Annotated in this window: 13 protein-coding genes; 3 read left to right on the top strand and 10 right to left on the bottom strand. The window is 67.2% G+C overall.

Annotated features, from left to right (window positions below; all coding sequences use genetic code 11):
- Nucleotides 1-8 precede the first annotated feature (8 nt).
- Nucleotides 9-230: an oxidoreductase-like domain-containing protein gene (locus tag WIX39_RS30195; RefSeq protein ID WP_409196779.1), complete on the top strand. Its 222-nt coding sequence runs from the start codon at nt 9-11 to the stop codon at nt 228-230.
- A gap of 48 nt (nt 231-278) precedes the next feature.
- Here WIX39_RS30195 and WIX39_RS30190 read toward each other — a convergent pair whose 3' ends face one another.
- The 4 genes from WIX39_RS30190 to WIX39_RS30175 all read right to left on the bottom strand — a co-directional run bounded on the left by WIX39_RS30190 (nt 279) and on the right by WIX39_RS30175 (nt 5,533).
- Entirely contained in the window at nt 279-1,049 is a 771-nt protein-coding gene (locus tag WIX39_RS30190) for an ABC transporter permease (RefSeq protein ID WP_409196778.1), read from the bottom strand.
- A 13-nt stretch (nt 1,050-1,062) separates the two neighbouring features.
- Entirely contained in the window at nt 1,063-1,926 is an 864-nt protein-coding gene (locus WIX39_RS30185) for an ABC transporter ATP-binding protein (protein ID WP_409196777.1), read from the bottom strand.
- A complete protein-coding gene (locus tag WIX39_RS30180; RefSeq protein ID WP_409196776.1) occupies nt 1,926-2,960 on the bottom strand; it encodes an ABC transporter substrate-binding protein in 1,035 nt (344 codons plus the stop codon). Before WIX39_RS30180 ends, WIX39_RS30185 begins: the two co-directional genes overlap by 1 nt.
- Nucleotides 2,961-3,229: 269 nt before the next feature.
- Nucleotides 3,230-5,533 carry an NADP-dependent malic enzyme gene (locus WIX39_RS30175; RefSeq protein ID WP_106938095.1) on the bottom strand — a complete coding sequence of 768 codons (2,304 nt, stop codon included), beginning with the start codon at nt 5,531-5,533 and terminating at the stop codon, nt 3,230-3,232.
- Between the two features lie 188 nt (nt 5,534-5,721).
- Between WIX39_RS30175 and WIX39_RS30170 the strand changes: the two genes are divergently transcribed.
- Nucleotides 5,722-7,059: an NAD(P)/FAD-dependent oxidoreductase gene (locus tag WIX39_RS30170; protein WP_106938096.1), complete on the top strand. Its 1,338-nt coding sequence runs from the start codon at nt 5,722-5,724 to the stop codon at nt 7,057-7,059.
- 93 nt (nt 7,060-7,152) lie between these two features.
- On the opposite strand, the gene WIX39_RS30165 is transcribed toward WIX39_RS30170, so the two are convergent.
- Genes WIX39_RS30165 through gcl form a run of 3 tightly spaced genes read right to left on the bottom strand, consistent with a single transcriptional unit; the run spans nt 7,153 to nt 10,681 of the window.
- On the bottom strand, nt 7,153-8,061 hold the full coding sequence (locus WIX39_RS30165) for a 2-hydroxy-3-oxopropionate reductase (RefSeq protein WP_409196775.1): 909 nt from the start codon (nt 8,059-8,061) through the stop codon (nt 7,153-7,155).
- 27 nt (nt 8,062-8,088) lie between these two features.
- Nucleotides 8,089-8,874: a hydroxypyruvate isomerase gene (gene hyi / locus WIX39_RS30160; RefSeq protein ID WP_409196774.1), complete on the bottom strand. Its 786-nt coding sequence runs from the start codon at nt 8,872-8,874 to the stop codon at nt 8,089-8,091.
- 13 nt (nt 8,875-8,887) lie between these two features.
- On the bottom strand, nt 8,888-10,681 hold the full coding sequence (gene gcl / locus WIX39_RS30155; RefSeq protein ID WP_081269328.1) for a glyoxylate carboligase: 1,794 nt from the start codon (nt 10,679-10,681) through the stop codon (nt 8,888-8,890).
- 111 nt (nt 10,682-10,792) lie between these two features.
- On the opposite strand from gcl, the gene WIX39_RS30150 reads away from it, so the two are divergent.
- Entirely contained in the window at nt 10,793-11,695 is a 903-nt protein-coding gene (locus tag WIX39_RS30150; RefSeq protein WP_081269329.1) for a LysR family transcriptional regulator, read from the top strand.
- A 94-nt stretch (nt 11,696-11,789) separates the two neighbouring features.
- Here WIX39_RS30150 and WIX39_RS30145 read toward each other — a convergent pair whose 3' ends face one another.
- The 3 genes from WIX39_RS30145 to WIX39_RS30135 all read right to left on the bottom strand — a co-directional run bounded on the left by WIX39_RS30145 (nt 11,790) and on the right by WIX39_RS30135 (nt 14,994).
- The gene (locus tag WIX39_RS30145) at nt 11,790-13,286 is read right to left on the bottom strand and encodes a carotenoid oxygenase family protein (protein ID WP_409196773.1); all 1,497 of its coding nucleotides are present in this window, start codon (nt 13,284-13,286) and stop codon (nt 11,790-11,792) included.
- A 10-nt stretch (nt 13,287-13,296) separates the two neighbouring features.
- A complete protein-coding gene (locus WIX39_RS30140) occupies nt 13,297-13,734 on the bottom strand; it encodes a DUF2141 domain-containing protein (protein ID WP_409196772.1) in 438 nt (145 codons plus the stop codon).
- Nucleotides 13,735-13,866: 132 nt separating this feature from the next.
- A complete protein-coding gene (locus WIX39_RS30135) occupies nt 13,867-14,994 on the bottom strand; it encodes an AI-2E family transporter (RefSeq protein WP_409196771.1) in 1,128 nt (375 codons plus the stop codon).
- Between the last annotated feature and the right edge of the window lie 161 nt (nt 14,995-15,155).

The following is a 15,155-nucleotide window of genomic DNA, read 5'->3' as shown; positions in this document are numbered from 1 at the left end:
TTGATCCCATGAACCCCATCGACCGGCTGCCGGAACCCACCAACCTCGCCGAAGCGCAAGCGCTGATCGTGCGCGTGCAGGCGCTGCTCGACGCGCAGGGCGTCGCCCTGCGCCCACCGCCGCCCGAGCCCACCACCTGCTGCGGGCGGGGCTGCAACGGCTGCGTGTGGGAGGGCTGGCTCGCGGCGGTGAACTACTGGCGGGACGAGGCTTCGCTGTTGCTGGGGTGAGTGGGGGCCGGGGCCGGCAACCGACCTGCCAGCTTCGCGGGCTGCAGCCTACTGATTCTGCGAGCCGCGGTGCGCCCACCCCGTGGTGTGCTTCTCGATCACGCTGAAGAGTTCGTACATCAGCATCGCCATCGCACCCACCACCATCAGGCCCGCGAAGGCCAGGCCCATCTGCATGGCGGAGCCGGCGGAGATCAGCAGGTAGCCGATGCCTTCGTTGGCCGCCGTCATCTCGCTCACCGTGGTGCCGACGAAGGCCAGCGTGATCGCGACCTTCAGCGAGCCGAAGAAGTAGGGCATGGAGCGCGGCAGGCCGATTTTCATGAGCACGTCCCAGCGCTTGGCGCCGAGCACGCGCAGCACGTCTTCGAGTTCGGGCTCCAGCGTCGCGAGGCCGGTCGCGATGTTGACCATGATCGGGAAGAAGCTGATCAGGAAGGCCGTGAGGATCGCCGGGCCCACGCCGATGCCGAACCACACCACCAGGATCGGCACGAAGGCCGCCTTGGGCAGTGCGTTGAAGGCCGTCATGAGCGGGTAGATCGCCGCATACGCGACGCGCGAGCTGCCGATGACGAAGCCCATCAGCACGCCCACCACGATCGCCAGGCCGAAACCCGCCATCGTGACCCAGAAGGTGCGCCACGCGTGGCCCGCGATGATTTCCTTGAACTCCCAGAACTGGTTCCAGATGCGCAGGGGGCTCGGGAAGATGAAGTCGGAGACCTCGAAGCCCGCGCAGATGACCTGCCACAGCAGGAGCACCGCCACGAGCAGCAGCCACGGCGACCAGCGTTCGATTTGCTTGGTGTTCTTCATGGTGATGCGCGGCTCAGTGGGACACGGCGGCGGCGGTCTGCGCCGCGCTGATGCCGGTGTTGCGGATGGCGCCGATGTGCCCGCGCAGTTCCAGCACGATGTCGGTGAACTCCTTGGTGTAGGTGAGCTCCAGCTCGCGCGGGCGCGGCAGCTCGATCTCTCGCTTGACCACGAAGCGCCCCGGGCTCTTGCTCATCACGTACACCGTGTCGGCCAGGAACACCGATTCGCGCAGGTCGTGCGTGACCAGGATCACGTTGAACTGCTGCTCGGTCCACAGGTCGCGCAGGATGCACCACAGCTCTTCGCGCGTGAAGGCGTCGAGCGCGCCGAAGGGCTCGTCGAGCAACAGCATCTTGGGCTCGTGGATGAGCGCGCGGCAGATGCTCGCGCGCTGCTGCATGCCGCCCGAGAGCTGCCACGGGAACTTGTCCTCATAGCCGCCGAGGCCCACCTTCTGCAGCAGCCGGCGGGCACGCTCCTCGTATTCCTTGCGTTTCGACTTGAAGTTGGAGCGGTAGGGCTCGACGATCTCCAGCGGCAGCAGCACGTTGTCGACGGTGGTGCGCCACGGCAGCAGCGACGGCGCCTGGAAGGCCATGCCAGAGATCTTGAGCGGCCCGGTCACGGGCTGGCCGTCGATGCGGATCTTGCCCATCGACGGCATCTTCAGCCCGGTGGTGAGCTTCATGAAGGTCGACTTGCCGCAGCCCGAGGGGCCGACGATGGCGATGAACTCGCCGCGCCTGACCTTCAGGTCGATGGCCTCGACCGCGAAGTGGTTGGCGCGAAGCAGCTCCTCGTTGTAGGCGAGCCAGACGTCCTGGAAGTCGACGAAGGGGGCGGCCGTGTCTGTTGCGAGCGATGCGTCCGCCATCACTTCTTCGTCAGGACGTTGAGTTCGGCCGCCGGCGGCAGCATGGCCGAGGTCCACACGGCGTCGGGGTTCACGCGCGTCTTGGTGGCGAAGGCGTCGGACACCTGCGAGGCCATGAGCGACATGCGGCCCGAGTTCACCGCGCCGAAGCCCTCGGCGCGCGCATCGGCGCTGTTGATGACGGTGTCGATCGCCAGCTGCAGCCGGCGGGTTTCGAGCTTGCTGTCGATGATGCCGTCGCGCGCCTTCACCGACTCGATGGCCACGGCCGGGTTGGCGATGACTTCCTTCGCGCCCTTGGCAAAGGCCGAGAGGAATTTCTTCACCGCCGCCGGGTTCTCCTTGATGAGCTTGGGCGAGGCGATGATGACGTTGCCGTACAGCTTCACGCCGTAGTCGGGGTAGGGCAGGATCACCACGTCGGCCGCCTTGGCGCCGCGCGCCTCGAGGTTGAGCAGCGAGGTGAAGGTGAAGCCGGTGATGGCGTCGATGTCGCCGCGCATCAGCATGGTCTCGCGCAGCGTCGGGTCCATCGCGGTCCAGTTGACGGCGCCGATGTTGTTGGCCTTGGCGAAGATGGGGAACGCGCGGCGGCCCGCGTCGAACACCGGCGCGCCCAGCTTCTTGCCGGTGAGGTCGCCCGGCTTGGTGATGCCGCTCTTCTTGAGCGCCATGACCGAGGCCGGCGTGTTGTTGTAGACCATCATCACCGCGACCGGCTTGTTGGGGCTGTCGGGGTTGTTGGCGTGGAACTCCATCAGCGCCGCGAGGTCGGCGAAGCCCATGTCGTAGGCGCCCGAGGCCACGCGCGTGACGGTGCCGCCCGAGCCGTTGCCTGCGTCGATGGTCACGTCGAGGCCGGCGGCCTTGAAGTAGCCCTTGGCGGCGGGATGCAGGAACAACGCGGCCGGCCCCTCGAAGCGCCAGTCGAGCTGGAACTTGATCGGCGTCGAGGTCTGCGCGAAGGCCGGGACGAGGCCGAAGCTGAGCGCCGAGGCGGCGAGGAAGGACTGGAGCAGGTGGCGCTTGTTCATGCGGGATCGTTCCGTGAAAGGTGAATGCAAGGTGTTGCCGGCATTCAAGCAAAAACGGTGCCCGCACGTGATTGGTGCGAACCCTCCCCGTGGATCAGAGTGGTGCGTAGCCCCTGGAATCTGCACCTTCGACGGGAAATCCCTTCGATTTCAGGGGGCGCTTGCACCGAATGCGAGCCAACATGGGTCGCCCACGCCCGGTCGGGGCCAAGAAAAACGCCCCGCTGCGAGTGCCGCAGCGGGGCGTTTTCAAGGGTGGGAAAACCGTCTTACTTCAGCGCGGTCGTTGCGTTCGCCACGGCCAGCGCCGTCATGTTGACGATGCGCCGCACGGTCGACGTGGGCGTCAGCACATGCGCCGAACCCGCCGCGCCCAGCAGGATCGGGCCCACCGTGATGCCGTTGGCGCCCGTCATCTTCAGCACGTTGTAGAGGATGTGCGCCGAGTCCAGGTTCGGGCACACCAGCAGGTTGGCTTCGCCGGTGAGCGTGGTCTCGGGCAGGGCGGTGCGGCGGATTTCTTCCGACAGCGCCGAGTCGCCGTGCATCTCGCCGTCGCACTCGATGTCGGGCGCCATCTGCGCGAACAGGTCGCGCGCCAGGCGCATCTTGCGTGCCGAGCCGCGGCTGGAGGTGCCGTAGTTCGAGTGCGAGAGGAAGGCCACCTTCGGCGGCAGGCCGAAGCGGCGCACTTCCTCGGCGGCCATCATGGCGATGCTGGCCAGCAGCTCGGCGCTCGGGTCTTCGTTCACGTTGGTGTCGGTGATGAAGACGGTGCGCTTTTCCAGCGTGAGCGCGTTCAGCGTCGCGAAGCCGGGCGCGCCGCGCTTCAGGCCGATCAGGTTGCGGATGTGCTCCAGATGCACGTCGAAGCGCCCGACGAGGCCGCAGATCATGGCGTCGGCGTCGCCCAGGTGCAGCATCAGCGCGGCGATGATGGTGTTGGAGCGGCGCACCATGGTCTTGGCGGCCTCGGGCGTGACGCCGCGGCGGCCCATGAGCTTGTGGAAGCTCTCCCAGTAGATGCGAAAGCGCGGATCGTCCTCGGGGTCGACGACTTCCACGTCCGTGCCCACGCGGATGTGCAGGCCGGCCTTCTTGATGCGCGCCTCGATCACGGCGGGCCGGCCGACCAGGATCGGCTGTGCCAGGCCTTCGTCGACGGCCAGCTGGGCGGCGCGCAGCACGCGCTCGTCCTCGCCCTCGGCGTACGCCACGCGCTTGGCGGCGGCGATCTTGGCGGCGCTGAACACCGGGCGCATGAACATGCCGGTCTGGTAGACGAAGCGCGTCAGGTGCTGGCGGTAGGCCTCCATGTCCTCGATCGGTCGCGAGGCCACGCCCGAAGCCGCCGCCGCCTTCGCCACCGCCGGTGCGATGCGCAGGATCAGGCGCGAGTCGAAGGGCTTGGGAATGATGTAGTCGGGGCCGAAGGCCAGCTCCTGGCCGGCGTAGGCGGTGGCCACCTCTTCGCTGATGTCGGCCTTGGTGAGGTCGGCGATCTCGCGCACGCAGGCCAGCTTCATTTCTTCCGTGATCTTGCTGGCGCCGCAATCGAGCGCGCCGCGGAAGATGTAGGGGAAGCACAGCACGTTGTTGACCTGGTTCGGATAGTCCGAACGGCCGGTGGCGATGATGCAGTCCGGCCGCACGGCCTTGGCCAGTTCGGGGCGAATTTCAGGCTCGGGGTTGGCCAGCGCCAGGATGATGGGTTGCGTGCCCATGGTCTTGACCATCTCTGCCGTCATCACGCCCGGGGCCGAGCAGCCCAGGAACACATCGGCGTCCTTCACCACGTCGGCAAGGGTGCGGGCGCCGGTGTCTTTCTGGGCGTAGCGTGCCTTGGATTCGTCGAAACCGCCCGCGCGGCCCATGTAGATCAGGCCCTTGGAGTCGCAGGCGTAGATGTTGGCGGGCTTGGCGCCCAGGCCGACCATCACGTCGAGGCAGGCGATGGCGGCGGCGCCGGCGCCGGAGACCGCGATCTTCACTTCCTCGATCTTCTTGCCGACCAGTTCCAGGCCGTTGAGGAGGGCCGCGGCCGAGATGATGGCCGTGCCGTGCTGGTCGTCATGGAACACCGGGATGTTCATGCGCTCGCGCAGCTTCTTCTCGATGTAGAAGCACTCGGGCGCCTTGATGTCTTCCAGGTTGATGCCGCCCAGCGTGGGCTCCAGCGCCGCGATGATGTCGACCAGCTTGTCGGGGTCGTTCTCGGCCAGCTCGATGTCGAACACGTCGATGCCGGCGAATTTCTTGAACAGGCAGCCCTTGCCTTCCATCACCGGCTTGGACGCCAGCGGGCCGATGTTGCCCAGGCCCAGCACGGCCGTGCCGTTGGTGATGACACCCACCAGGTTGCCACGGGCGGTGAATTCGGCCGCCAGCGACGGGTCGGCCGCGATGTCGAGACAGGGATAGGCCACGCCCGGCGAATACGCCAGCGACAGGTCGCGCTGGTTCAGCAGGGGCTTGGTCGGGGTGATCGAGATCTTGCCCTTGACGGGTGAGCGGTGGTACTCGCGCGCTGCCTCGCGAAGTGCTTCTTCTGCAGGGGAAAGGGGTGCAGCCATGAAAGTCTCCTTGTTTCTGACGGGCAACGAGGCTACCGCAAAAGGGCGGCTTGTTCTTACAGGGGGAATGCCGAAAACGCCTGGATCCATATCTTCTGGCGGATAAGGCGGGGTGATCGCTTCGCTAAACTGCGCAACTGTTAATTAGCGTTAACCAGCAGCACAACCACAACGAGGGACAAGAGCGTATGACACCCGGACCTTTCACAAGCACCGACCCTGACGTCGTCGTCATCGGCGGCGGCCCTTCGGGTTCGACCGTGGCGGCCCTGCTGGCCGACAAGGGCCACGACGTGGTGCTGATCGAGAAAGCCCAGCACCCGCGCTTTCACATCGGCGAGTCGCTGCTGCCGATGAACATGCCGCTGTTCGACCGCCTGGGGGTGCGCACCGAGGTCGAGGCCATCGGCCTGCGCAAGCACGGCGCCGAGTTCGTCTCGCCCTGGCACGACCACAGCAGCCATTTCGACTTCGGACAGGCGATGGACAAGAGTTTTCCCTACGCCGTGCACGTGCGCCGTTCGGAATTCGACGAGCTGCTGTTCCGCCATGCCGGCAAACGGGGCGCGCGCACCTTCGAGGGGCAGCGCGTCATGGGCGTGGACATGGACGCGGGCAAGGGCACGCCCGACAACCGGCCGCTGGTGAAGGTCAAGGCCGACGACGGCGCCGAGACCAGCTGGCGCCCGCGCTTCGTGATCGATGCGAGCGGGCGCGACACACTGCTGTCGAACCAGTTCGACGCCAAGCAGCGCAACCGAAAGCATGCGAGCGCCGCGCTCTACGGGCACTTTGCCAACGCCGAGCGCCGGCCCGGCCGCTTCGAGGGCAACATCTCGCTGTTCTGGTTCGACCATGGCTGGTTCTGGTACATCCCGCTGAAGGACGGCACGGTGAGCGTGGGCGCGGTGGCGTCGCCGGCCTACTTCAAGCGCCGCAAGGGTTCGCTCGAGGAGTTCCTGATGGAGACCATCGCGCTGGCGCCCAAGCTGGCGGCGCGGCTGAAGAACGCCACGCTGATGGAAGGCGCCACCTCCACCGGCAACTACGCCTACGACTCGAAGTTCTGCCGCGGCGACCGCTTCATGATGGTCGGCGACGCCTATGCCTTCGTCGATCCGATGTTCTCGTCGGGCGTGTACCTGGCGATGAACAGCGGCTTCGAGGCCGCCACCGCGGCCGACCACTGGCTCAAGGGCGAGGCGAGGGAAGCCGAGCGCGCCTTCCGCCACTACGAGAAGGTCATGAAGCGCGGGCCGAAGATGTTCTCGTGGTTCATCTACCGCATCACCTCGCCGGCCATCCGCCGCCTGTTCATGGCGCCGCGCAACATCTGGCGCATGCAGGAGGCGTTGCTGTCCATCCTGGCGGGCGACCTGTTCCGCGACACGCCCATCGGGCCGCGCTTCTGGGGCTTCAAGGTGACGTACTACGCGTCATGCCTCGGCATCCTGCCGCAGGCCGTGAAGACCTGGGCGTGGCGCCGGCGCAATCTGAAAGAGTCTCTCGACGCGGTGAAGACCTGATCTCTTTTCAGGCACTGCGGGGGTATTAGGGGCTCGCTCACGACGACGGGGTACCTTGCTCCGCGAATGACCCCTCGGGATCCCGGCAGCCCCTCAGTCCGGCGAAACAGTGTGCTGGGCAAGCGCCTCGAGCGCCTTGACCAGCGCCGAGTGGTCCAGCTGGCCATAGCCCAGCGCCGCGCATGCGTTCATGAGCTGTGCCGCATTGGCCGTCTGCGGCAGCGACACGCCCAGCGTGCGCGCGCTCTGCATCGCCAGGTTCAGGTCCTTCTGGTGCAGCGAGATGCGGAACCCCGGCGCGAAGGTGCGCTTGATCATCCGCTCGCCGTGCACTTCGAGAATGCGCGAGCTGGCAAAGCCGCCCATCAGCGCCTGCCGCACCTTGGCGGGATCGGCGCCGGCCTTCGAGGCGAACACCAGCGCTTCGCTGACCGCTGCGATGTTCAGCGCCACGATGATCTGGTTGGCCACCTTGCAGACCTGGCCGTCTCCCGCGCCGCCCACCAGCGTCACGTTCTTGCCCATGCTGTCGAGCAGCGGCTTCACGCGGCCGAAGGTGCCTTCGTCGCCGCCGCACATGATGGTGAGGCTCGCGGCCTTGGCGCCCACTTCGCCGCCGGAGACCGGCGCGTCGATGTAGCCGGCGCCCATCGCCGTGATGCGGCGCGCGAAGTCTTTCGTCGCGATCGGGTCGATGGAGCTGCAGTCCACCACGATCTTGCCGTGCGAGTCCTTCAGGCCGGCGGCCACGCCTTCCTTGCCGGGTTCGCCGAACAGCACCTTCTCCACGTCGGGCGTGTCCGGAACCATGATGAAGATGATGTCGGCCTGCCGCGCCACCTCGGCGCCCGAGGCGCAGATGGTGGCCTTCGACACGAAGGGCTCCGGCGTGTTGCCGTGCGTGTTCACGAACAGCTGGTGGCCGGCGTCGAGCAGGTGGCCCGCCATGGGCGCGCCCATGATGCCGAGACCGATGAATCCGATTTTTTGATGGGTTGCCATGTCTGTGTTTCCTTGTCTGTCCGGTGCTTATTGCTGTTGCGTGAGTGAGTCGCGCCAGCCGAGGCCGTTGACGGTGTCGGTGCGCGGCTTGTATTCGCAGCCGATCCAGCCGTCGTAGCCGAGCGAATCGATGTGCCCGAACAGCCACGGATAGTTGATCTCGCCCGTACCCGGCTCGCCGCGCCCGGGGTTGTCGGCCAGCTGGATGTGGCCGATCTGCGTCAGGTGCTTCGAGAGCGTGTTGCCGAGCTCGCCCTCCATGCGCTGCGCGTGATAGATGTCGTACTGCACCCGCAGGTTGGACGAGCCGACCGCCTCGATCAGCGCCAGCGCCTGGTCGGTACGCGTGAGGAAGAAGCCCGGAATGTCGAAGCTGTTGATCGGCTCGATCAGCAGGCGCAGGCCCGCGGCCTCCAACTCGCGCGCGGCCAGGCGCAGGTTGTCGATCACCGTGCGGTTGACGGCGTTGATGTCCGCGCCCGGCGGCACCTTGCCGATCAGGCAGTTGACCTGCGGGCAGTCGAGTGCGCTCGCATAGTCGATGGCCATCGCGATGCCTTCGGCAAACTCGCCGGTGCGCTCCGGATGGCAGGCGATGCCGCGCTCGCCCTTGTCCCAGTCGCCGGCCGGCAGGTTGTGCAGCACCTGCCGCAGGCCGTTGGCGCGCAAGGCGGCGGCCAGCTCCTTCTTCTCGAAGGCATAGGGGAACAGGTACTCCACGCCCTTGAAGCCCGCCTTGGCGGCGGCTTCGAAGCGTTGCATGAAGGGCAGCTCGGTGAAGAGCATCGTGAGATTGGCTGCGAATTTGGGCATGTGCAAGGTCTCCTCAATCCAGCATTGCCACGGCAAGGGCCGTGGGTGCGTCGGCCGTGGTCTCGGCCAGCGGTTCGAATTCATTGATGGCGTCGATCTCGGTGCCCATCGCGATGTTGGTCACGCGCTCCAGCATCACCTCGATCACCACGGGCACCCTGAACTCCGCCATGAGCGCTTCGGCGCGCTCGATGGCGGGTGCCATCTCTTCCTGTTTGCGCACGCGGATCGCCTTGCATCCCAGGCCCTCGACCACCTTCATGTGGTCCACGCCGTAGCCGCGCTCGATGCCGCTGTCGGCTGATGCGTTGATGTTGTCGAACGCGAGCTGCACGCAGTAGTCCATCTCGAAGCCGCGCTGCGCCTGGCGGATCAGCCCGAGGTAGGAGTTGTTGACCACGATGTGCAGGTAGGGCAGCTTGAATTGCGCCCCCACGGCCAGCTCTTCGATCATGAACTGGAAGTCGTAGTCGCCCGAGAGCGCGACGATCTTGCGCGTGGGGTCGGCGGCGCGCACGCCCAGCGCGGCGGGAATGGTCCAGCCCAGCGGACCGGCCTGGCCGCAGTTGATCCAGTGGCGCGGGTTGTACACGTGCAGGAACTGCGCGGCCGCGATCTGCGACAGGCCGATGGTGCTCACGTAGCAGGTGTCGCGGTCCAGGTGGTTGTTCATGCACTGGTACACGCGCTGCGGCTTCATCGGCACGTCGTCGAAATTGGTCTTGCGCAGCATCGTCCTCTTGCGCTCGCGGCATTCGCCGGCCCAGGTGACGCGGCTCGGCAGCTTGCCCGCGGCCTTCATCTCCTCGGCCACCTGCACGAACAGCTCGAGCGCCGTCTTGGCGTCCGACACGATGCCGAAGTCGGGCGTGAACACACGGCCGATCTGCGTGGGCTCGATGTCCACGTGCACGAAGGTGCGGCCCCTGGTGTAGACGTCGACCGAGCCGGTGTGCCGGTTGGCCCAGCGGTTGCCGATGCCCAGCACGAAGTCGCTGGCGAGCATGGTCGCGTTGCCGTAGCGGTGGCTGGTCTGCAGGCCGCACATGCCGGCCATCAGCGGATGGTCGTCGGCGATGGCGCCCCATGCCATCAGCGTGGGAATCACCGGCACGCCGGTGGCCTCGGCAAAGCGCACCAGCAGGTCGGCCGCATCGGCATTGATGACGCCGCCGCCGGCCACGATCAGCGGGCGCTCGGCCGCGTTCAGCATGCCGATGGCCTTCTCGATCTGCGCGCGCGTGGCGGCGGGCTTGTACGGTGTGAGCGGCTGGTAGGCGTCGATGTCGAATTCGATCTGCGCCATCTGCACGTCGAACGGCAAGTCGATCAGCACCGGCCCGGGGCGGCCCGAGCGCATCAGATGGAAGGCCTGCTGGAAGACCTGCGGCACCTGGCCGGGCTCGCGCACCGTGACCGACCACTTGGTGACGGGCTTGGAGATCGACTCGATGTCCACCGCCTGGAAGTCCTCCTTGTAGAGCCGCGCGCGCGGCGCCTGGCCGGTGATGCAAAGAATGGGAATGGAGTCGGCCCACGCCGAGTACAGGCCCGTGATCATGTCGGTGCCCGCCGGGCCCGAAGTGCCGATGCACACGCCGATGTTGCCGGCCACCGCGCGGGTGTAGCCCTCGGCCATGTGCGAGGCGCCCTCCACGTGGCGCGCCAGGATGTGCGCGATGCTGCCGCGCTGGCGCAGCGCCGAGTACAGCGGGTTGATTGCCGCGCCCGGCACGCCGAAGGCCTGCGTCACGCCTTCCTTTTCCATCACCAGAACCGCGGCCTGGACCGCTGTCATCTTTGCCATTTGCATGTCTCCTTGAGGTGGTCCCACTTTAGGAAGCGGGACGCATTCGAAGAAGACGGCTGGGGGCCATAAAACCTATTCCGCCATGGAATAAGTGGCTACCATCCGGCCATGGACAGATTGCTGGCAATGGAAATGTTCGTGCGCGTGGTCGAGACCGGCAGCTTCTCGAAGGCGGCGCGCGAGTTCAACACGACGCAGCCCACCGTGACCAAGCAGGTCGCGGCCACCGAGGCGCGGCTGAAGGTGCGGCTGCTCAACCGCAACACGCGTGGCGTGAGCCTCACCGAGCCCGGTGCGCTGTATTACGAGAAGTGCAAGACCATCGTGCGCGAGGCGGAGGAGGCCGAGAGCATCGTGCAGCTGCGGCAGAACCAGGCGCAGGGGCTTCTGCGGGTGGGCACTTCGGTGGCCTTCGGGCGGCGGGTGGTGGTGCCGCTGGCGCTCGAATACATGCGCCGCCATCCGCAGGTGCAGCTCGACCTGAGCTTCGAGGACCGCTACGTGGACCTGATCGCGCAGGGCATCGACGTGGCCATCCGCATGGGCAAGCTGGCCGACTCGTCGCTGGGTGCGCGCTACCTCGGCGCCAACCCCTGGGTCATGGTCGCGTCACCGGCCTACCTGAAGAAGCATGGCACGCCGAAGCGTGCACAGGACCTGAGTGGGCATGTGGCGCTGATCTACAGCAGCGTGGTGGGAGACGAGTTCTGGCGCATGCACACGCCCAGGGGCGAGCCGGTCACGGTGCCGGTGTCGGGGCGCTTTCGCTCGAACAACCTGTCGGCCGTGCTGGCCGCCGCGAGAGACGGGCTCGGCATCGCGCTGATGCCGCGCTATGTGGCGAGCGAGTCGCTGGCCACCGGCAAGGTGCGCGAGGTGCTCGGCGACCATGCCTTGCCCGAGCAGGAGATACATGCCGTGTTTCCTTCGCCTAAGCTGGTGCCGGGCAAGGTGTCGGGCTTCGTGGCGTTCCTCCAGGGGCGTTTTGACGAAGGCTGGTGGGCGGGGTGAGAGGTTATCCGGGGCGTGTGCACAGGCCACCGGGTACTCCCCTGCGCGAATGTCCCCCGTCGGCGCGAGCGAGCCCTGAACAGTTGTGCCCTCTTCAAGCCTGCAAGAAGACCCCGTGAAGGCCCAGCGGAAGCGCATAAGGCAGCGTCGCCTGCGCCACCGGACCCGCCGCCAGGTGATCGGCCGCGAAGCACGACAGCACCGTCTTGCGCCGACCGAAGTCGAGCACCGTGCCCAGCACCCAGCCCGGCTTCGAGCCATCCGGTACGAAGACATGTTCTTCCACCATGGCTTGCGCGCCGTAGTTGAAGCGCTGGCTGCGGCCGGTCTCGACGTTGGTGCGTGCGACTGCGCCGAAGCCCGGCAGATCGGGCCGGATCTGCGTGGCGTGCACCACCTGGCGGTGGCGCAGGCCGACGCGGCGCGGGTCGATGCGTGGGAACTCGGCCTCCTGCGCCAGCGCCGACTGCGTGGCCTTGCCGGTGCCCAGGTTCAGGGTGGCCACGGTCAGGTGCGGATCGGGGCCTCGCACGCGGCGAGCGCGCATCACTTCGCGGTTGGTGGTGAACACCGAGTCGGCATTGTCCGAGCGCACGTAATCGACGTGGATCAGCGTGCCGCGCGGCGTGTCTTCCTCCCAGGCATTGCCCACGTGGAAGAGGAAGCCGGCCGGCAGCTCGAGCATCTGCCGCCGTTCCCAGTCCTGCTTGTCGACGACCAGCGCGCGCATGCCCAGTTCGGGGCGCCAGACGTGGGCATCGAGAAAGGTCGCGCCGGCATCCTTGCGCTTGCCGTCGTACACCAGCGGCGGCAACAGGAACACGAGATGCCGCTCGGTCACCGCGAAGTCGTGGACCATCGGCATGTCGGCGACCGGCACCACGGCAGCGCGGCGGAGCGAGCCTTCGGGCGCGATCTCGTACAGCGCCAGCAGGCCCTGGCCGGAGCTGACGCCGAAGTTCCACACCGTGCCGTCCGGGTCCACCTTGGGATGCGCCGAGAACGGCATGCCCGCGAGGTCGGCGCGCCAGGTCTTCACGCCCAGCGTGTCCAGCGTGCGCGCGTCGATGCGCGTGGCCGAGCCGCCCTCCCACAGCGCCAGCACTTCGCCCTGCAGCGGCAGCACGCTGGTGTTGGCGACGTTGATGCTGTCGGGCGACGTCGGCGGCTCCCCGCCCGGCGGCATGGTGCCGAAGGCCTCGTACAGGCGACGGCCGGCCCGCGCCTCGGCGACGCGCTTGGGCGTGGCAACGTAGCGGCCCTGGTGGCGCACGTCGGTCCCATCGATCACGAAACGATGCACCATGCCGTCGCCGTCGAACCAGTGGTGATAGCGCTCGCCGCCCATGTCGTGGCCGGCCGGGCCGATGCGAAACAGCGTGCCCGCAACCGCATCGGGAAAGCGCCCGCGCACCGTGGCGCGGGTGAGCGGCAGGTCGTCCGGGGGCGTGGCAAAGCCGACCTTCCAGGGCGCCCCGGCGGCCTCGAACTGGGCTTGCCAGCTGTCGGTGCCGGCGGCGCGCGCCAATGGCGCGAGGAGGGGCAGGGCGCCGGCCGATGCCAGCAGGCGCAGGAGTTCGCGTCGTTCCATGGCGGGCACCTCAGCGCAGATGAATGGCGGTCTGCAGGTCGGCGTCGACGCGGATCGCTGCCGCCTCGAAGTCGGGTGCCGCGCGGTTGCCCTTGGCGTCGTTCGAGAAGCCGTATCGTTCCGTCGGCATGCCCATGAGGTTGGTGTCGAGCTTGCCGTTGCCGTTCTCGTCGGCAAATGCGCGCAGCGCGTAGCGCCCCGGGGCGAGGCCCGGGAACACGAGCCGGGCCTTGCCCTCGCGCATCGGCGTGGTCTGCGAAGCCATCGGCTTGCTGTCGGCGTAGCCGGCGGCGTCGCTGTACAGCGCGACGTAGAGCGTGGCGTCGGCCGCCGGGCCGTCGGCGACGCTCAGGCTGAGGTCGGCGGCCAGTGCGCCGGCGGGCGCGAGGATGGCGGCGGCGCAAAGTGCGCGCACGATCGGGCGGGACAGGAGGGCGGGAAGTTGCATGAGGGGCCTCGTCGGAAGTTGAGGCCCCGACGATCTCTCAGGCCCCGCGCGGTGCCCAGTGCCATGCGACGGAATGCCGAACAGCGTGCGCGAAATGCGCGCGGCGCGGCATGGAGCGGGTGAGCCCGCGTCTCAGCTCCGCTTCTTGTGTTCGGTGTCTTGGGTGGTTTGGATGGCCTTTGTGCCTTCGGCCGGCTCGTCGTGCCCCGTTCCCACATGCCCCGAGTCCGCGAACAGGCTCCACGCCGCCATGAACAGCGCCGCGATCACCGGCCCGATCACGAAGCCGTTGATGCCGAAGAGCGCCATGCCGCCGATGGTCGACATCAACACGATGTAGTCGGGCATCTGCGTGTCCTTGCCCACCAGCAGCGGGCGCAGGATGTTGTCGACCAGGCCGATCACGAACACGCCCACGAAGATCAGCACGCCGCCCTGCCAGAAATGCCCAGTGGCCAGGAAGTAGATGGCCACCGGGCCCCAGATCAGCGCGGCGCCCACCGCCGGCAGCAGCGACAGGAAGGCCATCAGCACAGCCCACAGCAGCGCGCCCTGCACGCCGAGGAACCAGAAAGCCAGCCCGCCGAGCGTGCCCTGCGCGATGGCCACGGCCACGTTGCCCTTGACGGTCGCGCGGATGACGGTGGTGAACTTGTTCAGCAGGTAGTGCGTGTGCGGCTTGGCCAGCGGCACGGCGTCGCGCATGCGCTTGGACAGTGCCGCGCCGTCGCGCAGCAGGAAGTACAGCAGGTACAGCATGACGAAGAAGCTGACCACGAAGTCGAAGGTGTTCTGGCCGATGGCCAGCGCCTGGCTCGCGATGATCTGGCTCGCCTGGCCGGCGGCGGCCGAGATGCGCGCCTGCCACGCCGCCATGTCGCCGAGGTTGAAGCGTTCGACCAGGTTCAGCAGCCACTGCGGCGAGGCGTCCAGGATCTGCTGGAAGTAGGCCGCGAAGTTGATCTGCCCCGAGCGGATGTTCTGCGTGACCAGCGCCACTTCCTGCACCAGCGACACGCCGACCATGGCCAGCGGAAGAATCACGATGAACAGGCAGATGGCCAGCGTCAGCAAGGCGGCGGCGTTGAGCTTGCCTGGCATCTTCCTGAGCAGCCAGCGGAACAGCGGCGTGAACAGGATCGCCAGTGCCACGCCCCAGAGCACCGCGCCGAAGAACGGCAGCAGCACCCAGATGAAGGCAGCGGTGACAGCGGCGAGAAGGGCGAGGAACACGCCGCGCTGGAGTTGGGGTGAGTTCATAAGTGTCTCGGACTGTAGCCGAGCCCGGAGGGGGCAGGAACCGTTCGCCGGCTTTGTCTTACTCGATCGATTTTGTGGAGGCGGCCCTTGTTGCGTCGCGCATATCGAGAAAAAGTCACGCATCAGGAGCCGATCGTTTATTCAGGCACCCGGATTTGCGA

The sequence above is a fragment of the Variovorax sp. AB1(2024) genome (assembly GCF_037482385.2).
Classification (GTDB): domain Bacteria; phylum Pseudomonadota; class Gammaproteobacteria; order Burkholderiales; family Burkholderiaceae_C; genus Variovorax.
This window is presented reverse-complemented; position numbering and strand designations above follow the sequence as displayed.